At 69.3% G+C, this 26,966-nt stretch carries 24 protein-coding genes and 1 pseudogene; 12 read left to right on the forward strand and 13 right to left on the reverse strand.

Annotated elements, in window-relative coordinates:
• Window positions 1–22: 22 nt before the first annotated feature.
• From NTM_RS23235 to NTM_RS23290, 12 genes and pseudogenes are all read left to right on the forward strand, one after another.
• Complete coding sequence (locus tag NTM_RS23235) at window positions 23–1,375, forward strand: extracellular solute-binding protein (protein WP_232079819.1); 1,353 nt, start codon at window positions 23–25, stop codon at window positions 1,373–1,375.
• On the forward strand, window positions 1,372–2,304 hold the full coding sequence (locus NTM_RS23240) for a carbohydrate ABC transporter permease (protein WP_104865552.1): 933 nt from the start codon (window positions 1,372–1,374) through the stop codon (window positions 2,302–2,304). Before NTM_RS23235 ends, NTM_RS23240 begins: the two co-directional genes overlap by 4 nt.
• Complete coding sequence (locus NTM_RS23245) at window positions 2,301–3,128, forward strand: carbohydrate ABC transporter permease (protein WP_104865553.1); 828 nt, start codon at window positions 2,301–2,303, stop codon at window positions 3,126–3,128. The genes NTM_RS23240 and NTM_RS23245 overlap by 4 nt, the downstream gene beginning before the upstream one ends.
• A gap of 4 nt (window positions 3,129–3,132) precedes the next feature.
• On the forward strand, window positions 3,133–4,332 hold the full coding sequence (locus NTM_RS23250) for an ABC transporter ATP-binding protein (RefSeq protein ID WP_163768240.1): 1,200 nt from the start codon (window positions 3,133–3,135) through the stop codon (window positions 4,330–4,332).
• 20 nt (window positions 4,333–4,352) lie between these two features.
• A complete protein-coding gene (locus NTM_RS23255) occupies window positions 4,353–5,621 on the forward strand; it encodes a DUF4032 domain-containing protein (protein WP_163768243.1) in 1,269 nt (422 codons plus the stop codon).
• A 39-nt stretch (window positions 5,622–5,660) separates the two neighbouring features.
• Complete coding sequence (locus NTM_RS23260; RefSeq protein WP_163768246.1) at window positions 5,661–6,461, forward strand: alpha/beta fold hydrolase; 801 nt, start codon at window positions 5,661–5,663, stop codon at window positions 6,459–6,461.
• Window positions 6,458–7,639, forward strand: coding sequence for a PP2C family protein-serine/threonine phosphatase (locus NTM_RS23265; protein ID WP_163768249.1), 1,182 nt, complete (start codon window positions 6,458–6,460; stop codon window positions 7,637–7,639). Before NTM_RS23260 ends, NTM_RS23265 begins: the two co-directional genes overlap by 4 nt.
• A 93-nt stretch (window positions 7,640–7,732) precedes the next feature.
• Window positions 7,733–8,137: a TOBE domain-containing protein gene (locus NTM_RS23270; protein WP_104865557.1), complete on the forward strand. Its 405-nt coding sequence runs from the start codon at window positions 7,733–7,735 to the stop codon at window positions 8,135–8,137.
• Entirely contained in the window at window positions 8,134–8,898 is a 765-nt protein-coding gene (gene modA / locus NTM_RS23275) for a molybdate ABC transporter substrate-binding protein (RefSeq protein WP_163768250.1), read from the forward strand. Before NTM_RS23270 ends, modA begins: the two co-directional genes overlap by 4 nt.
• 38 nt (window positions 8,899–8,936) lie before the next feature.
• Window positions 8,937–9,707, forward strand: a complete 771-nt coding sequence (locus NTM_RS23280) for an ABC transporter permease (RefSeq protein ID WP_104865586.1) — start codon at window positions 8,937–8,939, stop codon at window positions 9,705–9,707.
• Window positions 9,708–9,717: 10 nt separating this feature from the next.
• Window positions 9,718–10,779 (forward strand): annotated as a pseudogene (locus NTM_RS23285) (sulfate/molybdate ABC transporter ATP-binding protein); the annotation flags it as partial.
• Between the two features lie 400 nt (window positions 10,780–11,179).
• The gene (locus tag NTM_RS23290; protein ID WP_163768257.1) at window positions 11,180–13,267 is read left to right on the forward strand and encodes an acyltransferase family protein; all 2,088 of its coding nucleotides are present in this window, start codon (window positions 11,180–11,182) and stop codon (window positions 13,265–13,267) included.
• 9 nt (window positions 13,268–13,276) lie between these two features.
• On the opposite strand, the gene NTM_RS23295 is transcribed toward NTM_RS23290, so the two are convergent.
• The 13 genes from NTM_RS23295 to NTM_RS23355 form a co-directional block, all read right to left on the reverse strand.
• Window positions 13,277–13,792: a nitroreductase family protein gene (locus NTM_RS23295; RefSeq protein ID WP_083145902.1), complete on the reverse strand. Its 516-nt coding sequence runs from the start codon at window positions 13,790–13,792 to the stop codon at window positions 13,277–13,279.
• An 11-nt stretch (window positions 13,793–13,803) separates the two neighbouring features.
• Window positions 13,804–14,760: a PDR/VanB family oxidoreductase gene (locus NTM_RS23300; RefSeq protein ID WP_163768260.1), complete on the reverse strand. Its 957-nt coding sequence runs from the start codon at window positions 14,758–14,760 to the stop codon at window positions 13,804–13,806.
• Window positions 14,757–15,707, reverse strand: coding sequence for a zinc-binding dehydrogenase (locus NTM_RS23305; protein ID WP_163768263.1), 951 nt, complete (start codon window positions 15,705–15,707; stop codon window positions 14,757–14,759). The genes NTM_RS23300 and NTM_RS23305 overlap by 4 nt, the downstream gene beginning before the upstream one ends.
• 39 nt (window positions 15,708–15,746) lie before the next feature.
• Complete coding sequence (locus NTM_RS23310; protein ID WP_163768267.1) at window positions 15,747–16,313, reverse strand: carboxymuconolactone decarboxylase family protein; 567 nt, start codon at window positions 16,311–16,313, stop codon at window positions 15,747–15,749.
• A complete protein-coding gene (locus tag NTM_RS23315; RefSeq protein WP_163768270.1) occupies window positions 16,310–17,023 on the reverse strand; it encodes an SRPBCC family protein in 714 nt (237 codons plus the stop codon). The genes NTM_RS23310 and NTM_RS23315 overlap by 4 nt, the downstream gene beginning before the upstream one ends.
• Before the next feature lie 33 nt (window positions 17,024–17,056).
• Window positions 17,057–17,884, reverse strand: coding sequence for a cyclase family protein (locus NTM_RS23320; protein WP_083145907.1), 828 nt, complete (start codon window positions 17,882–17,884; stop codon window positions 17,057–17,059).
• A 44-nt stretch (window positions 17,885–17,928) separates the two neighbouring features.
• Complete coding sequence (locus NTM_RS23325; protein WP_163768272.1) at window positions 17,929–20,292, reverse strand: xanthine dehydrogenase family protein molybdopterin-binding subunit; 2,364 nt, start codon at window positions 20,290–20,292, stop codon at window positions 17,929–17,931.
• Window positions 20,289–20,789 (reverse strand): (2Fe-2S)-binding protein, encoded by a 501-nt coding sequence (locus tag NTM_RS23330; RefSeq protein WP_083145909.1) that lies wholly within the window; start codon window positions 20,787–20,789, stop codon window positions 20,289–20,291. Before NTM_RS23330 ends, NTM_RS23325 begins: the two co-directional genes overlap by 4 nt.
• Window positions 20,790–20,797: 8 nt before the next feature.
• Window positions 20,798–23,236: a xanthine dehydrogenase family protein molybdopterin-binding subunit gene (locus tag NTM_RS23335; protein WP_163768274.1), complete on the reverse strand. Its 2,439-nt coding sequence runs from the start codon at window positions 23,234–23,236 to the stop codon at window positions 20,798–20,800.
• The gene (locus NTM_RS23340; protein ID WP_104865566.1) at window positions 23,236–24,102 is read right to left on the reverse strand and encodes an FAD binding domain-containing protein; all 867 of its coding nucleotides are present in this window, start codon (window positions 24,100–24,102) and stop codon (window positions 23,236–23,238) included. Before NTM_RS23340 ends, NTM_RS23335 begins: the two co-directional genes overlap by 1 nt.
• A complete protein-coding gene (locus NTM_RS23345) occupies window positions 24,099–24,986 on the reverse strand; it encodes a nitrilase-related carbon-nitrogen hydrolase (RefSeq protein WP_161499488.1) in 888 nt (295 codons plus the stop codon). The genes NTM_RS23340 and NTM_RS23345 overlap by 4 nt, the downstream gene beginning before the upstream one ends.
• 57 nt (window positions 24,987–25,043) lie before the next feature.
• The gene (locus NTM_RS23350; RefSeq protein ID WP_163768277.1) at window positions 25,044–25,772 is read right to left on the reverse strand and encodes a cupin domain-containing protein; all 729 of its coding nucleotides are present in this window, start codon (window positions 25,770–25,772) and stop codon (window positions 25,044–25,046) included.
• A 187-nt stretch (window positions 25,773–25,959) separates the two neighbouring features.
• Window positions 25,960–26,949 carry an aromatic ring-hydroxylating dioxygenase subunit alpha gene (locus NTM_RS23355; RefSeq protein WP_104865569.1) on the reverse strand — a complete coding sequence of 330 codons (990 nt, stop codon included), beginning with the start codon at window positions 26,947–26,949 and terminating at the stop codon, window positions 25,960–25,962.
• Window positions 26,950–26,966: the final 17 nt, after the last annotated feature.

The following is a 26,966-nucleotide window of genomic DNA, read 5'->3' on the forward strand; positions in this document are numbered from 1 at the left end:
CACCGTACCGAATGTGCTGCCCGTGGCCCTCATCGGAGACCACAACTTCATAGACGAGGACGTGATGAAACGAAATCTGTTCGCCCGCGGGCGACGACGTCGCGCAATCGCGCTGGCCAGTGCGCCTCTTGTGGCGGCGTCGTTGTTGTCCGCCTGTGGCAGTCAGGGTGGTCCCCCGACGCTGACCTGGTACATCCTTCCCGACAATGGCGGCTCGGTCGCCCGCGCCCAGGAGTGCGCCGACGCATCCGGCGGGGCCTATCAGGTCCGCATCGAGTCGCTGCCGAGCACCGCGACCGCGCAGCGCGAGCAGATGGTTCGGCGCCTCGCCGCCGGTGATTCCTCGATCGACCTGGTCAGCATGGACGTGGTGTTCACCGCCGAGTTCGCCAACGCCGGCTTCCTCCGCCCCTACACAGAGGAGGAGGCCGCGCGGCTGACCGCCGGGATGCTGCCCGCCCCGATCGAGACCGGGATCTGGGAGGACACCCTCTACGGCACGCCGTACAAGACCAACGCCCAGCTGCTCTGGTACCGCAAGTCGGCCGCCGCGGCTGCCGGGGTCGACCCGGCCTCGCCGACGTTCACGTGGGACGAGATGCTCAAAGCCGCTGTGGGACAGAAGAAGAAGATCGCCGTGCAGGCGCAGCGCTACGAGGGTTACACCGTGTGGATCAACGCGCTGGTGCTCTCCGGCGGCGGCGCACTGCTGGAGGACGTGGAGGCCGGCCGCAACGCCAAGCCCTCGATGAACACCCCGCCGGGGCTCAAGGCCGCCGAGATCGTCGGCAACCTGGGCCGGTCCCCGGCCGCACCGACCGACCTGTCCAACGCCTCAGAGGAGCAGGCGCGCGCCAACTTCCAATCCGAGCAGGGCATGTTCATGGTCAACTGGCCCTATGTGCTGGCCGCCGCGCGCAGCGCGGCCGAGGAGGGCACGCTGCCGCAGGAGGTCGTCGACGACATCGGCTGGGCCCGCTATCCCCGAGTGTCGGCGGACCGTCCGAGCGCGCCGCCGCTGGGCGGGGCCAACCTCGGAATCGGCGCGTACACCAAGTACCCGGAGCAGGCGGTCGCGTTGGTCGAGTGCATCAACGCCGAGCCGAAGGCGACGAAGTACATGCTCGACGAGAGCGAACCCTCGCCGTACGCCGCGTCCTACGACGATCCGGAGATCCGGGCCACCTACGACAACGCCGACCTGATCCGCGAATCGATCGGCGACGGCGGCCCTCGCCCGCCGACCCCGTTCTACACCGACATCTCGGGGGCCATCCAGCAGACCTGGCACCCGCCCGCCTCGGTGACCTCCGAGACTCCGGAAAGGACAGACCAATTCATGGCTGACGTGCTGGCGGGGAGGCGGCTGCTGTGACCGCCCTGGCTGACGCCCCCATCCAGAAGGACCCCGGTAAACCCGCGGTCAGTGAACGCGCGAAGGGCGAGCGCAAGCTCGGCATCTACCTGACGTTGCCCTCGTATGTGGTGATGCTGCTCGTCACCGCGTACCCGCTGGGTTACGCACTGGTGTTGTCGCTGTACAACTTCCGGCTCACCGACCCGGAGGGCCGCAGCTTCGTCGGGCTGGGCAACTATCTGGTGATCCTGTCGGATCCGATCTGGTGGAACGACTTTCTCACCACCTTGGTCATCACGGTGGTGACCGTGGCCGTCGAGTTGGTCCTCGGATTCTGGTTCGCGTTCGTGATGCTGCGCATCGTGCGCGGCCGCGGCCCACTGCGTACCGCGATCCTGATCCCGTACGGCATCGTGACCGTGGTCTCGGCGTTCATCTGGCGTTACGCGTTCGCGATCGACTCCGGGTTCGTCAACCAGTGGCTGAACCTGACCGACTTCGACTGGTTCGGCGACCGCTGGTCGGCGATCTTCGTGATCTGCCTGTCAGAGATCTGGAAGACCACACCGTTCATCTCGCTGCTGTTGCTCGCCGGCCTCGTCCAGGTCCCCGAGGACATGCAGGAGGCCGCCAAGGTCGACGGGGCGACGGCATGGCAGCGGCTGTGGAAGATCACGCTGCCGAACATGAAGGCCGCGATCATGGTCGCGCTGCTGTTCCGCACGCTGGACGCCTGGCGGATCTTCGACAACCCGTACGTGATGACCGCGGGCGCCAACAACACCGAGACGATCTCGTTCTTGGCCTACCGCCAGAACGTCACGCTGGTGAACCTCGGTATGGGCTCGGCGGTCTCGGTGCTGTTGTTCCTGTCCGTCGTCGCGATCGCGTGGATATTCATCAAGGTCTTCAAGACCGACCTCTCGCAAGTCAGGGGTGACCAGTGACCAAGAGCACCAAGTGGTGGACGATCGCCGGCATCGTCATCGTGATCTACAGCTTCGTGCCGATGCTGTGGATGATCAGCCTGGCCTTCAAACCGCCGTCGGACATCGTGTCGGGCAATCCGACGTTCCTGCCGAGCACGTTCACCCTCGACAACTTCAGCGTGATCTTCAGCAACCCGCTGTTCACCCGGGCGCTGATCAACTCGATCGGCATCGCGATCATCGCCACCGTGATCTCGGTGATCATCGCGATGTTCGCCGCGTACGCCATTGCCCGCCTTGAGTTCCCGGGCAAGAAGGTGTTGCTGTCGCTGGCGCTGGGCATCGCGATGTTCCCGCAGGCCGCACTGGTGGGTCCGTTGTTCGACATGTGGCGCGGGCTCGGGATCTACGACACGTGGCTCGGCCTGATCATCCCGTACCTGACGTTCGCGCTGCCGCTGTCGATCTGGACGATGTCGGCGTTCTTCCGTCAGATCCCGTGGGAGATGGAGCACGCCGCGCAGGTCGACGGCGCCACCCAGTGGCAGGCGTTCCGGAAGGTGATCGTGCCGTTGGCGGCGCCGGGGGTGTTCACCACCGCGATCTTGACGTTCTTCTTCTGCTGGAACGACTTCCTGTTCGCGATCTCGTTGACGTCCACCGACAACGCCCGCACGGTGCCGGCGGCACTGGCGTTCTTCCAGGGCGCCTCGTACTTCGAATCCCCCGTCCCGTACATCATGGCCGCGTCGGTGATCGTGACGATCCCCGTCGTGATCCTGGTCCTCATCTTCCAGCGGCGCATCGTCGCCGGCCTCACCTCCGGAGCAGTGAAGGGATAACCCCATGGCAGCAATCACGATGCGCAATATCGTCAAGAAGTACGGGGACGGCTATCCGGCCGTCAACGACGTCAGCCTGGAGATCGCCGACGGCGAGTTCGTGATCCTGGTCGGCCCGTCCGGGTGCGGCAAGTCGACACTGCTGCGGATGATCGTCGGCCTGGAGGACATCACCTCCGGCGACATGATGATCGGCGACAAACGGGTCAACGACATGGCGCCCCGCGACCGCAACCTGGCGATGGTGTTCCAGAACTACGCGCTGTACCCGCACCTGACGGTGTTCGAGAACATCGCGTTCCCGCTGCGGCTGGCGGGCAAGCTCTCCGACGAGGAGATCCGCGCGCGGGTCACCGAGGCGGCCGAGACCCTGGAGCTCACCGAGCATCTCGACCGCAAGCCGGCCAACCTGTCCGGCGGCCAGCGCCAGCGCGTCGCGATGGGCCGGGCGATCGTGCGTGAGGCCGACGCGTTCCTGTTCGACGAGCCGCTGTCGAATCTCGATGCCAAGCTGCGCGGTCAGATGCGCACCGAGATCCTGCGCCTGCAGCGCAAGCTCGGAGTCACCACCGTCTACGTCACTCACGACCAGACCGAGGCGATGACCCTCGGCGACCGGGTAGCCGTGCTGAAAAAGGGTGTGCTGCAACAGGTTGCGAGCCCACGCGAACTCTACGACCAGCCTGTCAACCTGTTCGTGGCCGGCTTCATCGGTTCCCCGCCGATGAACTTCGTGCCTGCGCGGGTCAAGGGCAACGAGATCGAATTGCCGTTCACAACCGTCCCGTTGCGCGACGAGTGGCGCGGCACGGTGGAGGACGGGAAGATTTATATCGCCGGGATCCGGCCGGGTGCGTTCGAGGACGCCGAGTTCGTCGACAGCGACAAGGCTTCGCGTGGAGTCACCTTCGAGGTGGAGATCGACGTGACCGAATGGCTGGGCAACGAGCAGTACGCGTTCGTTCCGTTCGAGGCGACCGCGGAGATCTCTGGTCAACTGGCCGAGCTGGCAAGCGAACTCGACAGCGAACAGCTCCGCACGCAGATCTGCGTGGAACTCGACCCGCTGAGCCGGGTGCGGTCGGGCGACAAGGCGACGCTGTGGCTGGATTCGGAGCGGCTGCACCTGTTCGACCCGCAGTCCGGTGACAACCTGACCAGGGTCACCCAGTCGCAGGGGCGCCACGCGGCGACCGCCGGCTGAGCCGACGGCGGCTGCCACCGATGGCCGCTCCCGAATTGCGGCTGAGGGCCCCGTGTCCCGGCCTGGTCGCGCTGCCGTGGGACCGACCGCTGGAGCAGTGGTCGGCCCCCGAGGTCGCGCTGCGTGATCTGGCGGTCGGCCCCAGCCGTCACCTGGTGCGATTCGTCGAATCCGACGGCGAGCTGTGGGCGCTCAAGGAACTCCCGCCGCGCATCGCCGCGCGGGAATATCAGGTGCTGAGCCGTCTCGAGGAGATGTCACTCAACGCCGTCCTGCCCGCCGGACTGGTGTTTCAGCCCGAGTTCGACACCGCGATCCTGCTGACCCGCTACCTCGTCGGGTCCTGGCAGTACCGGCGGCTGTTCATGCGGCTGTCCCCGGATGTGGCCAAGCACCGGGCCCGGCTGTTCGACGCGATGGCCACCATGCTCGTCGAGTTGCACCGGCACGGGGTGTTCTGGGGCGACTGCTCGCTGGCCAACACGCTGTTCGTCCGCGACGGCCAGGTGCTGCAGGCGTTCCTGGTCGACGCGGAGACCAGCGAGGTCCATCCCAGCCTGTCCGACGGGCAGCGCACCCACGACATCGACATCACCGTCGAGAACGTCGCCGCGGGGCTGCTCGACATCGCGGCCCGGCTGGACAGACCGGACCTGCAGCCGGGTTTCATCCAGGAGGCGCTGGAGATCCGCACCACCTACAACCAGCTGTGGGACCTGCTGCACGCGAAACCGACCTTCGGCTTCTCCGACCGCTACCGCGTCGAGGGCACCATCCGCAGGCTCAACGAACTCGGCTTCGCCGTCGACGAGGTGTCGATGGAGCCGGTGGCCGCGGGCGCCGACGAGCTGCGCCTGCACGTCGCGGTCGGCGATCGCCGTTTCCACGCCACCGAACTACGCCGGTTGACCGGCCTCGACGTCGGCGAGGGGCAGGCCCGCATCCTGCTCGGCGACCTGCACGCGTATCAGGCCCAGCTGTGCCGGGAATCGGGGCAGGACGTCGACGAGCGCACGGCCGCGCAGCTGTGGGTGATGGAGGTGGCGACGCCGATGATGCACCGCGCGCACACCGCTGTCGGCCGGACCGGCACCCCGATCCAGGCCTACTGCGACCTGCTGGAGGTGCGCTGGCTGCTGTCCGAACGGGCCGGGCGCGACGTGGGCACCGAGTATGCGCTGCAGGCGTTGGCGCGCAAGAGCGTTCCGACCGAATCGGCCGCGCAGCTGGTGGTTGTGGAGGAGCCGACGCAGCCGTTCTCGGTGCTGGAGGACCTCGATGACGATTAGGGTCGTCCACCGGCGAGGCGGAGTGCGACCATCGCAGTCATGAACGTCCGTGCGAAGAACTGCGTCCGCGAAGTCGGGCGGCCGGGCGGACGTCCCGTGGTGCTGGCCCACGGCTTCGGATGCGACCAGAATCTGTGGCGGCTGGTCGTGCCTCTGCTCGCCGACAGATTCCGGGTGGTGTTGTTCGACCACGTCGGCTCGGGGTCCTCGGACGCCGACGCGTGGGACGCCGAGCGGTACGCCGACCTGCAGCAGTATGCCGACGACATCCTCGACATCATCGAGGATCTGGGGTTGGCCGACGTCGTGTTCGTCGGACACTCGGTGGCGGCGATGATGGGCGTGCTGGCCGCGGCTGCGCGCCCGCAGCACTTTGCCGGGCTGGTGCTGCTGACCCCGTCGCCGCGCTACCTCGACGACGACGGCTATCGCGGCGGTTTCTCCCGGCCGGACATCGACGAGCTGCTGGAGTCCATCGAGAGCAATTACCTCGGCTGGTCACGCACGATGGCGCCGGTGATCATGGGCACCCCGGAGCGTCCGGAACTGGAAACCGAACTGGGCGATGCGTTCTGCCGCACCGACCCGGCCCGGGCGCTGGCGTTCGCGCGCACCACGTTCCTGTCCGACAACCGGGCGGATCTGGCGCGCGTACGGGTGCCGACGGTGGTCATCGAGTGCGCCCGGGACACGCTGGCCCCACGGGAGGTCGGCGCCTTCTGCCACGAACAGATCCCGGGCAGCACCCTGGTGACGCTGGACGCGAGCGGGCACTGCCCGCACCTGAGCGCCCCGCAGGCGACGGCGGCCGCCATCACGGACTTCGCCTCGACGCTGTGACGCACAGCGCGAACCCGCCCGGCCCGGCCGACGACTTCTTCGGTGACTTCTTCGATGACGCCCCGTGCGGCCTGCTGCTGACCACATCCGACGGCGACATCGTGTGCTGCAACCGGACTTTCGCCGCGTGGGTCGGACACCGCCCGGGTGATCTCACGGGCCGCGCGTTCTCGGACTTGCTCAGCGCGGGCAGCCGGATCCACTACGAGACGCATTTCGTCTCGGTGCTGCACATGACCGGGTCGCTCGACGGTGTCACCGCGGATCTGCTGGCCTCAGACGGGACACGGCTGCCGGTGTTCGTCACCGCGAACGTCAAGCGCGATGCGTCCGGCGCGATCACCGGGTGCCGGATCGCGGTGCAGGATGCCAGCGAACGTCGTTCCTATGAACGCGAACTGCTCGAAGCGCGGCGCAACGCGGAGCGTCAGCGCGAGCGCGCGCAGGTGCTGGCGGCCACCCTGCAGCGGTCGCTGATCCCGCCGACCCTGTCCCCGCCCGCCGGGCTGACCGCGGCCGCGCACTACCACACCGCCTCCCCCGACGACGTCGGCGGCGATTTCTACGACCTGTTCCCGATGGCCGAGGACCGGTGGGGCGTGTTCCTCGGCGACGTGTCCGGCAAGGGGGCCGGCGCGGCGGCGGTCACGTCGCTGACCCGGTACACCCTGCGCGCCGCGGCGGTCAACGACCGTGATCCGGTCGCGGTGCTGCACACCCTCGACGCGGTGCTCAGTCACGAGTTCCACGGCGACGACCCCCGGTTCTGCACGGTGATCTTCGGTGTGGTCACGGTGGTTGCCGACGGTTTCGAGGTGCAGATCGCCACCGGCGGGCACCCGCCCGCACTGCTGCTGCCCGCCGACGGTCCCGCGCGCTACCTGTCGACCGAGGGCGGGCAGGCGGTGGGTCTGATCAGGAATCCGCGGTTCGTGTCGACCTCGGTCCTGCTGCGTCCCGGGGACACGCTGGTGATGTACACCGACGGCCTCACCGAGGCCAGGACGGGGCGCACCCGGCGCTTCGATGACGACGACGCACTGCTGGAGTTCGCCCGCACACACACGCCCACCGATGCCGGTGCGTTCGTGGACGCGATCCGGGGTCTGCTGGACAGCTTCGGCGCCGGACTGGAGGACGATGCCGCGGTGATCGCGCTGAGCGTCCCGCGCCGGTAACCGCTGCTGCGGCCGCTTCGAGCGCACTGATCCGCAGACGTGGTTTGATTGAACTGACTTCACCGCAGATGCGGAGAGAAAGGGGCCGAATCTGTGCCGGCGATCAGGGTCAGGGACGCCGCGGCGCTGCTCGGCGTCAGCGACGACACCGTGCGGCGCTGGATCGACAGCGGGAGCCTGGCCTCGTTCAAGGACGAGTCGGGGCGCAAGGTCGTCGACGGCCGGGTGCTCGCCGACTTCGCCCGCGACCACGCCTCACCGCCACCGGATCCCCTCGGCGGCGGAAGTTCGGCGCGCAACCGGCTCGTCGGGCTGGTCACCAAGGTCACCGCTGACACCGTGATGAGCGAGGTGCAGATGCAGTGCGGCCCGTTCACCGTCGTCTCGCTGATGAGCACCGAATCCGTGCGCCAGCTCGGGCTGGAACCCGGGGTGGTCGCGGTGGCGGTGGTCAAGGCGACGACGGTGATCGTCGAGACCGCGGGGGCCGGCGCGTGAGACTCCGCGCGGTCGGTGCGCTGGCGGCGGTGCTCGTCGCCGGCTGCGCGACATCAGAGCCGGCATCGGCGCCGACGGGATCGCAGCCCCGCACCCTGACGGTGTTCGCCGCCGCATCGCTGAAGACGGTGTTCACCGAACTAGGGGCCCGCTTCGAGAACGACCATCCCGCAACCACGGTCGCGTTCAACTTCGCCGGCTCCTCCGACCTCGCCACCCAGATCGGCCAGGGCGCCCCGGCCGACGTGTTCGCCTCGGCCGACACCGCCAACATGGACAAGGTGGTCGCCGCGGGCCTGGTGTCCGGCGCTCCCGTCGACTTCGCCGCCAACACCCTGACCATCGTGACGCCGCCCGGGAACCCCGGGAACGTCGTATCGTTCGCCGACCTCGCCAGGCCGGGGACGCTGGTTGTGGTCTGCGCTCCGCAGGTGCCGTGCGGGGCGGCGACCCAGAAGGTCGAAGAGCTCGCCGGGGTCGAACTCGCCCCAGCGAGTGAGGAATCCGCCGTCACCGATGTGCTCGGCAAGGTCACCTCCGGTCAGGCCGACGCCGGGGTGGTCTATGTGACCGACGCCGCGGCCGCCGGCGACCGCGTGACCACGGTGGCGTTCCCCGAAGCCGCGGGCGCGGTGAACACCTATCCGATCGCCGCGCTGGCCGGGGCGGCCGACCCGGGAGCGGCACAGGCGTTCGTCGACCTGGTGACCGGCCCGGTGGGCCGGCAGGCGCTGGCGGCGGCGGGTTTCGCGGCCCCGTGAGGATCGCGCACCGGCACGTCGGGCCCACCCGGGTCGGGATGCCCGGCTGGATCTACCTGCCCGCGGCGGTCGGCACCTCGTTCGTCGTCGTGCCGCTGGTGGCGATCTTGTTGCGCATCGACTGGGGTCGGTTCATCCCGCTGATCACGTCGGAGTCGTCCCGAGCGGCGCTGCTGCTCAGCGTGCGGACCGCGACGGTCAGCACCCTGGTCTGCGTGGTGCTCGGCGTCCCGATGGCGCTCGTGCTGGCACGGGGCCGGTTCCCCGGCCAGAAGGTGGTGCGGGCCCTGGTGCTGCTGCCGCTGGTGTTGCCACCGGTGGTCGGCGGCATCGCGCTGCTCTACACGTTCGGCAGGCAGGGGCTGCTCGGGCGGGAACTGGAGGTGCTGGGGCTGCGGATCGCGTTCTCGACCACCGCTGTGGTGCTCGCGCAGTCCTTCGTATCGCTGCCGTTCCTCGTGGTCAGCCTCGAAGGCGCGCTGCGTTCGGCCGGCGCCGGCTACGAGCACATCGCGGCGACCCTCGGCGCCGGACCGACGACCGTGCTGCGGACGGTGACCCTGCCGCTGGTCCTGCCGGGTCTGATCTCGGGTGCCGTACTGGCGTTCGCGCGGTCTCTCGGTGAGTTCGGCGCGACGCTGACGTTCGCCGGATCGCTGCAGGGGGTCACCAGGACGCTGCCGTTGGAGATCTATCTGCAACGCGAGACCGACGCCGACGCCGCGGTCGCGCTGTCGCTGCTGTTGATCGTCGTGGCCGCGCTGATCGTGGTCGCGTCGGCGAGCAGGCGGCTGGCGGGGCCCTTGTGAGCGGGGCCCGGTGAGCGCGGCGCGGGTGCGGGCCCGCCTGCGGCAGCGTGGCGTCGAGTTCGACCTGCGCGTCGGCGACGGTGAGGTGGTCGCCGTGCTCGGGCCCAACGGTGCGGGCAAGTCCACCCTGCTGCAGTTGGTCGCGGGCCTGTTGCGCCCCGACGACGGGCGCGTCGAGGTGGCCGGACGGGTGGTCACCGACACCGCGACCGGGGTGTTCACCCCGCCGCATGCCCGCGGGGTCGCGATGCTCGGCCAGCAGGCGATGCTGTTCCCCCACATGTCCGTTTCCGCCAACGTCGCCTACGCGCCGCGCTGCCGCGGGCAGTCGCGCAGGCAGGCGCGCGCCACCGCGCAGCGCTGGCTGGCCGCGGTCGGCGCCGCCGACCTGGCCGACCGCAGACCCGCTCAGTTGTCGGGCGGGCAGGCGCAGCGGGTCGCGGTCGCCCGCGCACTGGCCGCCGAACCACGCCTGCTGCTGCTGGACGAACCGATGGCCGCACTCGACGTCGCCGCCGCGCCCGGGCTGCGCCGGTTGCTGTGCGATGTGCTGCGCGAGCGGGCGGCGGTCATCGTGACCCACGATCTGCTCGACGCGCTGGCCATCGCGGACCGGGTGGTGGTCGTCGAGAACGGCCGCATCGTCGAGAACGGCCCGGCGCGGGCGGTGCTGACCGCGCCGCGCAGCGGTTTCGCCGCACGCATCGCGGGCGTCAACCTGATCCCGGGCACCGTGGTCGGGCCCGGGGTGCTGCGGACACGCTGGAACACCCACATCCACGGGACCGGTGACGTCGAGGCCGGAACCCCCGCGGTCGCGCTGTTCGCGCCGAACACGGTCGCGGTGCACCTGGACGCACCGCACGCGAGCCCCCGGAACGTGATCGCCGTGCAGATCGCCGAGATCGAGATGCACGGCGCACTGGTGCGGGTGCGAAGCGCCGACCTGCCCGACGGCGGCGCCGGGCCGGCGGCCGACATCACCGCCGCCGCGGCCGCCGACCTCGAGCTCGCGCCCGGTCAGACGGTCCACTTCGTCGTCAAGGCCCAGGAGGTGGGGTTGCACCCCGCCCTGCCGGGTGTGGGCGATGCGCTCCCGGCGGGTATCCCGGCTGCCGGAACGTCGAACCACGACCGAGGAGCATCCATGCACGAATGTGCGGGCAGCGGCCACGAACTGCCGGGAGATCCGCCGCCGGACCGGGCGGCCACCTGCCCGGTGTGCGGACGCGAAACCCCGATCGAACCGAAGCACGACAAAGCCGGAGGAACCGGAGGAAACGGCGGGCTGTCCTTCGTCGTCGCACCCCACGACAACGTCGGGGGCTAGGCTCACCCGCCGACACAGCGGCGCCGCCGAATAGGCACATCGCGGCCGAATCGGTAAATTACTGCCCATCATCGGCCGGTGACGCTGACCCGGCGCGTGTGTCGATTGTGGATTCAGTGAGGCGGTGACGGTGTCCGGCGGGTTGGCAACTGCGACCTCGGCTGTCCGCCACCGCCGCGATGACCTCGACGGACTGCGCGGGGTCGCCATCGCGCTGGTCGCGGTCTTCCACATCTGGTTCGGCCGCGTCTCCGGCGGCGTGGACGTCTTCCTGGTGCTGTCGGGGTACTTCTTCGGCGGCATGGTGCTCAACCGGGCGATGTCGCCGGGGGCGTCGCTGTCCCCGCTGCCGATGCTGCGACGGCTGGCGCGACGGCTGTTACCCGCGCTGATCGTGGTGCTCGGCGGCGCGGCGGTGCTGACGGTGACGCTGCAGCCGGAGACCCGCTGGGAGTCGTTCGCCGATCAGAGCCTGGCCAGCCTCGGCTACTACCAGAACTGGTATCTGGCCGATGCGGCAGCCGACTACACCAGGGCCGGCGAGGCCGTCAGCCCGCTGCAGCACCTGTGGTCGATGTCGGTGCAGGGGCAGTTCTACCTCGCGATGCTGGCCGCGACGCTCGGCCTGACGTTCGTGCTGCGCCGGTTCGTCGGCCGCCACCTGAAGGCCGTGCTCGGGGTGGTGTTCGCCGCGCTGGCCATCGCGTCGTTCTGGTACGCGACCGTCGCGAACGGGCAGAACCAGGAGTCGGCCTATTACGACAGCTTCGCGCGGGCCTGGGAACTGCTTGCCGGAGTGCTTGCCGCTCTCGTGTTCTCCCGGCTGGTCATGCCGATGTGGCTGCGCACCGTCGCCGCGGTGGCCGGCGTTGCGGCGATCCTGGCGTGCGGCGCGCTGATCGACGGCGCACAGGAGTTCCCCGGTCCGTGGGCGCTGGTGCCGGTCGGGGCGACCCTGCTGGTGATCGCGGCAGGCGCCGGGCAACCGGCGGCGGAATCGCCGATGCTGCGGGCGCTCGGATCGCGCCCACTCGTCGTGCTCGGCGCGATGGCCTACTCGCTGTACCTGTGGCATTGGCCGCTGCTGATCTTCTGGCTGGTGCACACCGGCAAACCGCACGTCGGCGTCCTCGACGGCCTCGGCGTGCTGGCCGTGTCGCTGATCCTGGCCTACGCGACCTACCGGCTCATCGAGAATCCGCTGCGCCACGCCAACGAGCCGGAGCCGGCCGAGCGCGCTGTGCGGGACTGGGGCTGGATGCGCCGCCCGACGGTCGCGCTCGGATCGTCGGTGGTGCTGCTCGCCGTCGCTCTGACCGTCACCTCGTTCGGGTGGCGCGAGCATGTGGTGCTGCAGCGCGCGAGTGGCGACGAGCTCGCGATGCTTCCCGAGCGTGACTATCCGGGCGCGCGGGCGCTGACCGGCCAGATGCGGGTGCCGGAACTGCCCATCCGGCCGACGGTGCTGGAGGCCGCCGACGACATCCCGGCCACCACCAAGGACGGCTGCATCAGCGATTTCGTGACCGCGGAGCTGATCAACTGCATCTACGGCGCCCCGGATGCCACGCGGACCATCGCCCTGGCCGGCGGTTCGCACGCCGAACACTGGATCACCGCGCTCGACATCCTCGGCATGCGACACGGTTTCCGGGTGGTCACCTACCTGAAGATGGGTTGCCCGCTGACCACCGAGATGGTCCCCACGATCGCGCTGTCGGACAAGGACTATCCGCAGTGTCACGAGTGGAACCAGTACGCGATGGAGAAGCTGATCACCGATCGCCCCGACTACGTGTTCACCACGACGACGCGGCCGGATGTGAGCGGGCCCGGCGATCTGGTTCCGGACAGCTACCTGGGTGTGTGGGACGCGTTGTCCAGCAACGGGATCAGCATTCTCGGCATGCGGGACACCCCGTGGCTGATCCGCAACGGTTGGCTCAAGGACCCGACGGACTGCCTGTCCCGGGGCGGGGACTCGGTGAGCTGCGGTGTGGACCGGTCCTGGGCGCTGTCGGAGATCAATCCGACGCTGGAGGCCGCGGCGGACTATCCGTTACTGCACCCGCTGGACATGACCGACGCGGTGTGCGATGCGGAGCACTGCCGGGTCACCGAGGGCAACATCCTGGTCTACCACGACTCGCATCACCTCTCGGCGACCTACGTGCGCACGATGACCGAGGAACTCGGCCGCCAGATCGCCGCGGCCACCGGGTGGTGGTGACGAACTCGGTCACCACCGTCCGCGGTGGACCACCTCGTCGAACGGCCTGCGGTCGGGCTTGTTGATCGGCTTAAGCGGCCGGTCGGCGGGGTAGCCGACGCCGAGCAGGTACGCGACGAAATGGTCGTCCGGCACACCGAGAATCGCCCTGGCCCTGTCCTGCTCCCCCACCGACGAGTGCGCGGTGCCGATACCTAGATCGGCGGCGGTGATCGCCATCGCCATGGTGGCCTGGCCCAGGTCGTACTGGTCGACGACGCGACGGCGCTCGTCGGGCGGTTCCGGGGCCACGATCGCGATCGCCGCGGGCGCCGCCGCGATATGGCGGGCACCCTGCCAGACCGTCGAGAGGTCCTGCAGTTGCGCGCGATCGGTGACGATCACGAAATCCCAGGGCTGGCGGTTCTTCGCCGACGGCGCCCGCCAGCCGGCCTCGACGATGCGCAGCAGGTCGGCCTCGGCGACCGGGTCGTCGCGGTAGGTCCGGATGTTGCGCCGGGCACGGACCGCATCCCAGGTTTGCACAGATCTCTCCTCTACAGTTCGAGCACCAGCCGCGCCGTGCGCGACCGCGATACACAGATCATCATGCAGTCGCCGGCGCTGCGCTGCGCCGCGGTCAGCACCGAGTCACGGTGCTCGGGCTCACCGTCGAGCACCACGGTCTCACAGCTGCCGCAGGTCCCCTCGGCGCACGAGTAGAGCGGGTCGACGCCGGCGTCGATGACGACGTCGAGGATCGAGCGGTCCGGCGGGACTGTCAGGGTCAGGCCGCTGAAGCGCAGCTCCACCTCGAAGGCCTCGGACCGGACGGGTTCGGCCGCCGCCCTCGCGGTGAAACGCTCCACCCGCAGTGCGCCGGACGGCCAAGCCGCGCAACGCTGTTCGACCGCGGCCAGCAGAGGCTCGGGGCCACAGCAGTAGACCAGCGTGCCGGCTCTCGGTGCGCCCAGCAGCGCGTCGAGGTCCAGCAGTCCGGTTTCGTCCTGGGGACGCACCGACACGCGGTCGCCGTACCCCGCGAGTTCGTCGAGGAAGGCCATCGAAGCGCGCCGCCGTCCGCCGTAGATCAACCGCCAGTCCGCACCGGCGGCCTGCGCCGCATTGATCATCGGCAGGATCGGGGTGATGCCGATCCCGCCGGCGATGAACAGATAGGACGGCGCCTCGACCAGTTCGAAGTTGTTGCGCGGACCCCGGATTCGCACCCGGTCGCCGACGGCGAGGCTGTCGTGCACATACCGCGAGCCACCGCGGCTGCCGGGTTCGCGCAGGACGCCCAGCCGCCAGGTGTCTTCGTCGTCGGTGTCGCCGCACAGCGAGTACTGCCGGGTCGGCGCGCCGTCGAGGATCAAGTCGACGTGCGCACCGGGCGTCCACCGCGGCAGCGGTTGCCCGTCGACGCGGCGCAGGGTCAGCGTGACGACGCCGTCCGCCCGCACGGCCTTCTCCACGACCGTGACGTCGGCCTCGAACTCGGCGGGGCGGCTCACGGGGCGGACGGGGCCAGTAGCAGCTTGCCGACCGTGGACCGGGATTCCAGCGCGTCCCAAGCGGTGTCCGCTTCACCCAGCGAGAACTGGGCACCGACAACGGGATTGAGCACACCCTGGGCGGCGAGCCCGAGCAGCACCGCCGATCGCTCGGCGATGGCCGCCGGGTCTCCGAGGTAGTCCCGGCCCGCCGCACGGGTAAGAAAGTACGAGCCGGCGACGAGGTTCGCGGCCGTGATGTCGGCCTCCCGGCCGGATGCCGCGCCGTAGAGCACCATCGCCCCGCGCGGACGCAGGGTGCCCAGCAGCGGTTCGGCGACCCCGGCCCCGACGGCGTCGTAGACCACCGCGGCACCGCCGGGTACCAGCGCCCGGACCTCGGCGGTGACGTCGTCGCCGTAGGTCAGCACCGTCGCGGCGCCGGCGCGGATGGCGGTGTCGGCCTTCTCCGGTTTCGACACCAACCCGATCACGCGGGCACCCCGGGCCACCAGCAGCTGGGTCAGCAGCACGCCGACACCACCCGCGGCGGCCGTGACGATCGCGGTGTCGCCGCGCCCGGCCTGCCACGCGTCCTGGCACAGGTAGTGCGCGGTGAGCCCCTGGAACAGCAGCGCGGCGGCGGCGGCGTCGGACACCGCGTCCGGCACCGGGACGAACGAGATCCCGGGGCCCGCGACGAAGTCGGCGTAGCTGCCGGGCACCTTCGACCATGCGACCCGCTGACCTGGTGCCAGTCCTGTCACCCCCGCGCCGACCTCGTCGACCACGCCGACGCCTTCGAGGCCGGGCACCCGGTGCTCCGGAAGCGGGACCCGGCCGTGGCGCTGCATCACTTCCCAGAAGTTGACACCGGCACGGGACACCCGGACCCGCACCTGCCCGTCACCGGCGGGCGCAAGGTCGGTCTCGCGGATGCGCACAGCCCGTGTGTCATCCAGAATCACCTGTCGCACCATCGTGTTCCTCAGTTCATTCGGGGATGGTCATTCGGGGATGCCGATGTCGAACACCGCCATCAGTTGGGCCAGGGTCCGGTAGTAGCCGACCAGAGTCGTCAGCTCGATGACCGCCTCGACACCGAGAACGTCGCGGTAGCGGGCGTAGTCGTCGTCGGTCACGGCCGCACCGGAGATCAGCGTCCGACACAGATCCGCGGCGGCCTGCTCCTGCTGATCGCGGCTGTCGAAACCCCCGGCCGACAGCTGCTCCAGTTCGTCATCGGTGAAACCGACCGCCCGCGCCACCCGTTCGTGGGCCCACCACTCGTAATCCGATCCCATCGCGGCACCCACCAGCAGGATCGCGATCTCGCGCACCCGCGGCGAGAGCCCGGTGCGGTAGCGGATCGCGGCGCCGAGCTGCTGCAGGACGTCGCCGACACCGGGGGCGTGCAGCATGATGCCGAACGGGCCGGTCAGCGAACCGTCTTGTGCCACAACGGGAAAGTGCTGGGTGCCCTTGAGCCGGTCACCGCCGGTGATGCCGTTGTAGACGGTGCGCTGGGCTTCGTCGAGTTCGCCTGGTGTCAGAGCCTGCAGCCGCCGGCTCACTGAGGACCCCGCGGATACGGGTACGGCAGGTACGGATACCGCGGCGCCTTGTTCACCTTGCGGCCGAACACCAACCAGCTCAACACGAATCCGAGCAGTCCGCCGATCAACGCCTGCCCGTAGCGCTCCTTGACCATCGGCAGGATGAACTCCATCGGGTTCATGCTGACCTCGCCTGCCGGTGCGGGGGTGAACGCCGGAGCCGACGGCGCGGTACCGTTCGCCGACACCGGTGGTGCGTCCGCCGCCCCGGCCGCCGGCTGGGTCAACAGACCGGAGATGTTGGTGACGAACTGCCCGATCAGCCGGTTGCTCACGTCGGCGATCGCACCGCGGCCGAATTGCGCCATGCGGCCGCTGATGTCGAGGTCGGTGTCGATCAGCACCCGGGTGCGCGTCGGGCTGACCGGCTCCAGCCACGCATGCAGTTTCGCGTTCGCGGCCGCCTGCCCTTTGGGATCCTTGCCCGACGCCGAGATCACCGCGCTGTAGGTCGCGTCGTCCTTCTGCAGGAACCGCGCCGTCCCGCGGAAGTGCGCCCCGATCGGACCGACCTTGATCTTGACGTTGCCGAGGAAGTCGTCCCCGTCCACGCCGTCCAGGGCGGCCCCCGGCATGCAGGGCATGATCCGTTCCAGATCGGTGAGCAGATTCCAGGTCTGATCCAGATCGGCGTCGATCTCGAACTGGTTCTTCAGCTGCATTGCCATTGGTGCCCTTCCTGATCGGTCCGGGGGCTGGGCTCAGCCCGCGAAACCCTCGATGACTTCGTCCTCGCCGCAGTCGAAGAACGCCATGATGCGGCACGGGCAGGCCTCGCCGCCCTCGATCTTCCACGGGAACGCACCGATGATGGCGCGCTGGTTCAGCACCGTCTTGAGATCGCCGCCGACGTTCTCGGCGTGGATGCAGCCGTCCTGGAACGCCAGGTGGTGCATCGGGAAGATGTCGGACTTGACCTCGCGACCCGACAGGTGATGGGTGTATTCGTACTCACCGCCGAAGAACTCCGAGTACGTCATGCCGACGTGCTCTTCGAACTTCTTCAGCAGATCCGGGCGCATGTTGCGGATCGTGGTGTTCATCGGGTGGTCGCCCGAGCCGGCATCGATTCCCCACCAACGGATCTCCATCTCGGCCATCCAGCGGGCCAACCGCACGCTGCCGCCCGGGTGCATGGTGAAGTACCGGACCAGATCCTGCTTCGGCATGCCCTGGTAGTAGTCGATCCAGCCGGTGTGAATGATCAGGATGTCACCCTTTTTCACCTCCACCTTGGAGGTGATGTGCTCGGGCTCGATCAGATCCCAGTCGCTGACCACGTCCGAGACGTCCACGATCGCACCCGGATGGATCAGATAGTCCAGCGGCAGCGAGGCCATGTCGAGACCGCCGTCGGTGCCGTGCATCGGGCCGTCGAGATGGGTGCCGGAGTGCAGCGAGGCTTCGATGCGCTGCGAGACGATCTGGTTGGTCTGCAGGTTCTGGGTGTAGTACATCTTGTTGCCCGGATAACCCACCCAGCCCGGGGTGTGCAGGCCCCACGGATGGGTCAGATCGACGATGCGCATGTATTTCTCCGCTCAAAACCGAATCAATTGTATTGAAGTCGATTCTATGTCACTGAAATTGATTTGGCCAGACGACGCACCAGATCCGGCCGGATCGGCACCGACACAATGGAATCCGGTATCCGCAGGGCATCGTCGACGGCCGAGGCGATCGCCGCCCCGACGGCCGTGGTGCCGCCCTCGCCCGCGCCCTTGACCCCGAGCGGGTTGATCGGGCTCGGCGCGTCCTCGGTGATCAACGTCTCGACGTCGGGCACCTCGAGCAGTGTCGGGATCAGATAGTCCATGAACGTCGTGCACTGCGGGGTTCCGTCCTCGCCGTACAGGAACTCCTCGTAGACCGCTCCCCCGAGTCCCTGTGCGACCCCTCCGGCGATCTGGCCTTCCACCAGAGTCGGGTTCAGCGCCCGGCCGACGTCGTAACCCACGATGAACCGCTCCACGGCCAGGTTGCCCGTGCCCGCGTCGATCGACACCACCGCGGCGTGCAGGCCGTACGGATAGGTCATGTGGTCGGACCGGAACCAGCCGTCGGCCGACAGCCCCGGGTCCTCCTTCATCTCCCCCGCGTTGACGGGTTCGAGCAGCCGGGCGATCTCGCCGAAGGTCAGTACGCGCGACGGGTCCGACACGACAGCGACCGCGCCGTCGGTGATGTCGACCTCCTCCGTGCTGACCTTGAAGTGGTGGGCGGCCACCCGAACAGCCTTGTCGGCCAGCGCGTCAGCGGCATTCTTGGCAGCCGATCCGGCCATCACCGCCAGCCGCGTCGCGAAAGCGCCCCGGCCGTACTCGAACTGGTCGGTGCGGCCCCGGACCACCCGGATCGCGTCGTGCGGGATCCGCAGTCGCTCGGCGACCACCTGTGCGAGCACGGTGTCGACCCCCTGCCCCACCGACGACGCACCGCAGCTGATGGTGACCTTACCGCTGACGTCGACCGAGACGCGGGCGCCCTCGAACGGCCCGATACCGCTCTTCTCGACGAAGAACCCGAATCCGAAGCCGACCAGTTCCCCTGCCGCGCGCCGCTTCTCGACATCGGCGCGGATACCCGCGAAATCGAACTCCCTTGCCACCTTGTCCAGCAGCAGTTCGTAGTCGCCGGAATCGTGCACCAGGTGGGTGCCCATCGCCTGGATGGGACGTTCGTAGGGCATCTTCGCCGCCGGGATGAAGTTGGTGCGGCGCATCTCGGCGGGGTCGAGCCCGAGCTCCCTGGAGATCTTGTCGACCAGACGTTCGCGGGCGAACGTGCCCTCGTACCGGCCCGGCGACCGATAGGTGCCCGCCGGCGTCTTGTGTGTCAGGCGCACGTGCGCGGTGGCCCGGAAGTGCGGGATCACGTACGGCCCGGGCAGCATCGACGCGGTCAGCGACGCGACGGTGGCACCGTGGGTGCGCACGTAGGCGCCCTGGTCGAGGATGAAGTCGGCCTCCAGCGCCTCGATCCACCCGTCCGCGACCCGCACCAGAGCACGCAGCCGGTGGTGTTGTCCCCGTGAGTGATTGGTCGCGACGAGATGTTCCTGCCGGTCCTCGATCCACTTGACCGGCCTGCGTAACCGCATCGCCGCGACGGCGACCAGCACGTCCTCGGGATAGAGCTCGCCGCGCGGGCCGAACCCGCCGCCGACGTGGGTCTCGCGGACCACCACCTGATGCGGCGGCAACCCGGTGATCGCCGCGATGGCCTCGCGATTCCAGAACGGCACCTTCGCCGCGCCGTCGATGACCAGCTGCTGATCGGCGTCGTCGAACCGGGCCACCAGACCGCGGCATTCCATCGGCACCCCCGTGTGCCGGCCGATTCGCGCGTCCATCTCGACGATGCGGTGGGTACCGGCCGCGACCAGCTCCGCCGCACCGGCGAACGCCCCGTCCACGTCGCCGTACTCCTCGACGAAACACGTCGCCTCGGAGTCCTGGTCGCCCAGCTGCGCGCCGGTTCCCGCGGCCCAGCTGGCCTGCTCGCCGTCGACCCAGGTGATCGGTTCCAGATCCGCGTCGATGCGCGCGGGCAGCGGCTCGATGTCGAGTTCGACGAGTTCGGCGGCGTCCTCGGCCAGATACGCCGAGGTGGCGAACACCACCGCGACCGGTTCGCCGACGTAGCGCACGAACCGCCGGGCCAGCACGGGTTGGCGGTACGGCAACAGTTCGTCGCGCGGGGTCAGCCGGAACGCGATCGCGGGCAGGCTGGAGATGTCATCGTGCGACCACGCCGCGACGACCCCGTCGAGCAGCAGCGCCGCCGACACGTCGACCGACACGATGCGGCCGTGCGCGATAGGCGATCTCACCACCCGCATGTGCACTTCGCCGCTGTGGCTGGTGTCGGCCGCGAACCGGCCCGCCCCGCGGAGCAGCACCGGATCCTCGATGCGCCTGGCGCGGGCCCCGATCATGCGGAGGTCTCGGCGTCGGCCGGTTCGTCACCGCGCATCGCGCGCTGCGCGCACAGCGTGGACTTGAGGATGTTCTGGTATCCGGTGCAGCGGCATAGGTTCGACGACAGCACGTCGCGCAACTCGTCCTCGCCCGCATCGGGGTGTTCCTCGAGATAGCCGGCGATCAGGGTCAGGAATCCCGGTGTGCAGAAACCACATTGGAGCCCGTGGTTGTCCCAGAACGCCTGCTGCACCGGATGCAGGGCGGTGTCGTCGGGGGCCAGTCCCTCGACGGTGCGGATCGACGCACCCTCGGCCTGCACCGCGAACATCAGGCATGCGCGGATCGGCTGGCCGTCCAGCAGCACGGTGCACGCACCGCACACCCCGTGCTCGCAGCCCAGGTGGGTGCCGGTCAGACCGCAGTCGTCGCGCAGCGCATCGGCCAGCGTCCGGCGCGGTTCGACGTCGATGTCGTAGCGGTCGCCGTTGACGTAGAGGCGAAGTGACGTCATGTGCTCTCCTACTGCTGGGGCGCCGGGACGGCAGCATCGGACGGATGGGGCGCCGGTCGGATGTCGCGACCCTCTCGGATCGCCGACCGGATCCGGTGCGGGGTCGCGGGCAGGTGGAACACCCCGACACCGAGTGGGCTGAGCGCGTCGCTGATCGCGTTCGCGATGGCGGCGGGCGCACCGATGGTGCCGCCCTCCCCGACGCCCTTGGCCCCGGTCAGCGACGCCGGGGACAGCGTGTACAGATGGGAGATCTCGATGTCGGGGACCTCGGCGGCGGTCGGCGGCAGGAAGTCCATCAGCGAGGTCGTCACCAGCACGCCGCGGTCGTCGTAGATCAGTTCCTCGAACAGCGCGTTGGCGATGCCCTGGACCACGCCGCCGTGGATCTGCCCGTCGACGATGGCCGGGTTGATCAGCCTGCCGGCATCCTCGGCGACGAGGAACCGGGTCACCCGGACCTGACCGGTCTGCGGGTCGACCTCGACCTCGGCGACGTGGCACGCGTTGGCGAAGGTGCCCGACGGGTCGTAGGTGCCGATCGCTTCGAGCGCGGGCTGGCCCTTGTCGGGGATCAGATGGCTGGAATGGTAGGTGTCGCGGGCGATCACGGCGAGCTCGACCGCTTCCGTCGCGCCGCGCAGCCGCGCCGTCCCGGCCTCGAGCACGACGTCGTCGGGCAGGCCGCCGAGCCGGTCGGCGGCCAGCCCACGGATGCGTTCGGCGAGTTCGCGCGCCGCGGTCAGCGACGCGCCTCCGGCGATCACCATCGCCCGGCTCGCGTAACTGCCCCACCCGTACGGGGTCGCATCGGTGTCGCTGGCGATCACCCTGACCTGGTCCGGGCGCATCCCGAGTTCGTCGCAGACCACCTGTGCCAGTGTCGTTTTCAACCCCTGTCCGTGCGGCGACGCGCCGATGCGCAGAGTGAGGCCGCCGGACGGGTCCATGGTCAGGATGACGCGTTCGAAGCCGGGCGTGATGACCGGCGCCGGTTTGGTCGGGTCGAGGCCGAACGGCTGCGAGCGCGCCGCGAAGGCGGGTGTGCCGTAGCCGGTGCGTTCGGCGAAGCAGGAGAACCCGATCCCCAGATAGCGGCCCTGCCTGCGGGCCTGTTCCTGGCGCACCGCGAAATCGTCGAGGTCGGCGAGCCGCGCCGCCTCGGCGAGCGTCTCGCGGTGCGACGCCACGTCGAGGACCAGCCCGGTCGGGGCGCGATGCGGAAACTCCGAGATCAGGTTCTTGTCCCGGATCTCGACGCGGTCGATGCCCAGGTGCGTCGCGGCGCGGTCCATCAGCCGTTCCATGGCCAGCACCTGCATCGGCCGCGACACGCCGCGATATGGGGCGATCGGGCATTTGTTGGTCGCGACGGCACGCGAGCGCACGTCGTACTCGGCCACCTTGTACGGTCCGGGCAATTCGGCCAGTGCCATCAGCGGTTCCACCGCCCAGGTCACCGGATAGCAGCAGTAGGCTCCGACGTCGCAGATGAGATCGCCACGCAGGGCCAGTAATTCACCGTCGGCGGTGAAGGCGCCCTCGATGTCGTAGACCTGTTCGCGACTGTGCCAGCCCGCCAGGAAGTTCTCCTCCCTGGTCTCGATCCAGGCCAGGTCGCGGCGCAGCGTGCGGGCGGCCCACACCAGAGCGACGTCCTCGCGGGCCAGCGTCATCTTGGCGCCGAATCCGCCACCGACGTCGGGCGCGATCACCCGCAGATCGTCCTCGGCCATACCTACGCAGTCGGCGATGCCGGTGCGCGTGATGTGCGGCATCTGCAGGGTCGAATGCAAGGTGATGCGGCCGTCGGCGCGATCGTAGGCGGCATGTGAAGCCCTGGCCTCCAGCGGCATCGCGCTCTGCCGTCCGGAGCTGACCCGCACCGATACGACCGCGTCGGCGCGGGTGAACGCCTCCGCGGCGCCGGGTGTGGTGACGCGGCCGTCGACCATCGTGTTCGGCGCGTTCTGATGGTCGGCGGGTACCGAATCATGAACCAGCGGTGCACCTTCGGCCAGCGCATCGGGCGCCGACAGGACAGCGGGCAGCGGCTCGATCTCGACGTCGACGAGTTCGGTGGCGTCCTCGGCGGCGGCATCACTGTCGGCGACCACGAACGCGACCGGTTCGCCGACGAAGCGGACCACGTCGGTCGCCAGGATCGGGGTACCGACGGCGACGAAGTCAGGGCGGTGCAGCGCGGCCTCGATGGGCGCGACGTCGGCGAGGTCGCGGCCGGTGAACACCGTGACGCCGGGCGGTGCGGTGATGGACAGGATGCGGCCCGAGGCCACGGTGCTGCGGACGAAGCGCACATAGGCGCACCCGGGGTTGCGGGACGCGATGTCGGCGACGTAGGTGCCCCAGCCGCGCACGATGGCGGGATCCTCCAGCCGGGGCAGCGCCCGCCCGGTCCAGGTGCCCGGTTCGGTGGGGGCGGCCATCATGCCCCGACCGTCGTCGCCTCGCCGAGTGCGCGCGGGAGCAGCGCACGCACCAGATCGCGGCGATACGCGGCGTCGCCGTGCGTGTCGCTCGGCGGGTCCACCTCCTCGGCGGCGGCCTCGGCCGCCGCCACCAGCGCCTCCTCGGTCAGCGGGCGGCCCAGCAGCGTGCGTTCGGCCGCGGCGCTACGGAACGGCACCTCGCTGACCCCGCCCAGACTGACCCGGGCCTCGGCCACCACGTCGTCGACGACACGGACCGCCGCGGTTGCCGTCACGATGCCGAAATCCCCTGCTCTTCTGGCGAATTCGGCAATACCAGTGCGCCAGGTGGGATCGAGGGCGGGCAGCGACACCGACAGCAGGATCTCGTCGGGTTCCAGCGCGGTGGTGAAGATCGACTGGAAGAAGTCGGCGGCGGCGATGGTGCGTTGCCCGCGTGCCAGGCTCACCGCGGTCATCTCGGCGTCCAGCAGCGACGCGACCAGACACCACTCGGACGCCGCGTCGCAGTGCGCGATGGAGCCGCCGAACGTGCCACGGGTGCGGATCGGTAGGTGCCCGACATGGGCGGCCGCCCGGCGCAGCAGCGAGCCCAGCGGGCCGGGCACCGCGTTGTTCTGGACCTTGATGTGCCGGGTCCGGGCCGAGATCACCACGCGGTCGCCGACGGTCTCGATGCCGTCGAGCCCGGGCACCCGGTTGATGTCGACCAGCTGGGCGGGACTGGCCAGCCGGAAATTCATCATCGGCACCAGGCTCTGCCCGCCTGCGAGCACCTTCGCGTCGTCCGGATCGGCGGCCAGGATGCCCAGTGCCTCTTCCAGATCCGTCGGCGCGTGGTAGGTGAAGGACCGCGGTTTCACCAGGCATCCCCTCCGTAGTTCAGGGCGTAGACGTCGGTACGCCGGTCGTCTCGGGGACGGATCCGCTCGCCGCGCACTCGCGCGGCGCGAACCGCCTCGATGTCGATGACGGCGGTCGCCGAATCCGCCGCGGTGCGCGACAGCGGACCGGCGAGCAGTTCCCCGTAGGCGTCGCAGGCCACCGAGCCGCCGAGCGTGGCAGGCCCACCGCGTGCGGCGCCGGCCACCTGGGACACCGCGACCACCGCGACCTGATCGAGATTCGCCTGCGCGAGAACCGAATCCACGTGCCTGGTGCCGCCGGTCACCGGTACGGTGCGGTCGAAGCCGCCGACCCAGGCCGCCGGTGCCAGCACCAGGTCCGCGCCGCGCAGTGACAGCGCGCGCAACACCTCGACGAAGCGCAGGTCGTAGCAGATGCACACGCCGATGCGCCCGAACGCCGTATCCGCCACGGGAAGTCCGAGATCGCCCGGCGTGTAGACGTCCTTCTCCCGGTCGAACAGATGGAGCTTGCGGTAATGCAGCACCGGCCCCGATCCGTCGACGACCACGACGGTGTTGTACAGCTCCACCCCGGCCCGTTCGCAGAATCCGTAGGCCACCAAGCCGTCGAATTCACCTGCCAGACTGATGAACTGGGCTGCGGTGGGCCCGTCGAGCGGTTCGGCGACCTCGGCGGCGAGGTCCCGGTCGACGACGTAGCCGCTGATCGCGAGCTCCGGCAGCACCACCAGATCGGCCCCGCCGGTGAACGCGGCGCGCGCCCGGTTCAGCGCGGTGTCCCGATTGCCATCGACGGCGCCGACGGCGACGTCGATCTGCTCGAGCGCGACCGTGAGTGAGCCGTGCTCACGCCGTGAGTGCGTCCGTCGATCCGTCACACGGCGAGCGTAACATTCAATACAGTCGAAGTCATTAAGTGGAGTTGAAAGAGCGCGTCAGTTGTCGTCGAGGTTCACCCACACCGCGACCGCTGGCTCGTCGCCGGTGTTGGCGATGCGGTGCGGGCGATCCGACGAGTAGGCGATCACGTCGCCGGGCTCGAGTACATGGCTCTGCCCGTCGAGCTCGACCGTGAGCTGTCCGGAGATCAGCACGCCGAACTCGCGACCATCGTGATGGGTGGCCGACGGCCCGCTGGCGCCGCCGACGTCGTACTGGTTGACCGCCAGCTCCAACCCGGCCGCGGCGTCGTTGTGGGCGACGCGGCGCGTGGTTCCCTCGCCCATCCGCACCACGGTCTGCTCGGACAACCGGGTCACCGGCGACCCGTCGGCGCCGTCCTTGTGGGCGAACAAGTCGTACATGTGCACGCCGAGCGCCGACGCGACCGCGACGAGGGTGCCCACCGACGCGGTGGACACGCCGCGCTCCAGCATGCTCAGCATCGAGACACTGACCCCGGTGCGTTCGGCGACGTCGCGCAGGGTCAACTGCTGGCGCAGCCGCATCGCGCGGATCCTCGCCCCGACGAGCAGCATCGTCTGCTCGGCGGCGTCCGAATCACGCTCGGGCGCCGCCGCGCCCACCGCGGCACCGTTCCCGTTGTGCTTGACCGGCCGGTCGGACTTGGCGGCCGGCTTGTCCGACTTCCCCGCTTTTCGCGCGCCGGGGTTCCCCGCGGCGCTGCGCCTACCGGCCGGTGCAGCGGATCGAGAAGAAGTCATGGGCTCTCCGATGGGCTTCGTGGCGAGAACGGGCGGTTTCAGCGTGTTTCAGCGTACGTGAAAGAGACCGTATTGCCTGCATGTCACGCAGGCGAAATACGGAAAAATTCCGTCGCCGGGGCCCCGCCGCGGCCGGTTTCGCCGCGAGACCAGCCCGAATCCGGGCCCGCGAACGGGCCCGACCGGCTCACGCGCCGTACGGCCCGAACGCCTCGACCTTGGCCAGCGAGGCCAGCCGCTGCCGGTACAACAGGCTGGCAGCATCGGGAACCTTGATATGTAGTTCCTCACGCAAGGATTCGGGGAGCTTCTCCGGCCGCTGACTCTCCACGATGGTGCGGTCCTGCTCCATGATCGTGGTGGTGAAATCGCCGAACTTGCTGTCCGGCTCGTCGTGGGAGTGGTTACGCGCGATCACGACGAAGAGCTCGGTCGACGATTCGGTCATCGGCAGCGTGAACTGGGTGATGACGGTTTCCCGTCCGGTGCCGATCTCGATCTTCTTGAGATGGATGGTGAACGGCACCACCAGCGTGTACTCGTAGCGGACCTTCTGCGTGCCGCCCGCCCCGTAGAGATCGCTCGGCTCTTCCTGTTCGAGCCAGTAATGCAGTCCGTTGTCGAGCTTCTCGACTGTGTACGGGGCGATCTCCGCGGTCTCCTCGGTGCCCAGCAGGCCCTCGTGGACGTACGGGAAGTGGGAGAAGTCCATGAAGTTCTCGACCGCGCGCGCCGCGGAGGTGTTCCACACCCGCCGGTAGGACAGGAAGTACTTCCACGACGGGGTGTCGACGTCGTCGGGGAACGCCGGAAACTCGGCGCGCGGCTCCTCCATCGCCACCCAGACCAGGCCGTACTTCTCCTGCACCCGATAGGCCTTCGCGCGGGCGGTCGACGGGATCGGTGCGTCGGCCGGGCGTGACGGGATCCGCACACACGCGCCCGCTCGGTCGTACTGCCAGCCGTGGTACGGGCACACCAGCGTGCCGTTGCGGACCCAGCCGAGCGACAGGGCCGCACCGCGGTGGATGCACAGATCACGGAACGCCGCGACACCCTCCTCGTCACGGAAGGCGACGACGTAGTCGTCGAGCAGGGTGAAACGCTTCGGCTGGTCGGTGATGTCGTCGACGGCGGCGATCGGGTGCCAGAAGCCGGCGAGCGCGGACTGAGACATGGACTGAACTCCTGGGG

Source organism: Mycolicibacterium parafortuitum (assembly GCF_010725485.1).
Classification (GTDB): Bacteria; Actinomycetota; Actinomycetes; order Mycobacteriales; family Mycobacteriaceae; genus Mycobacterium.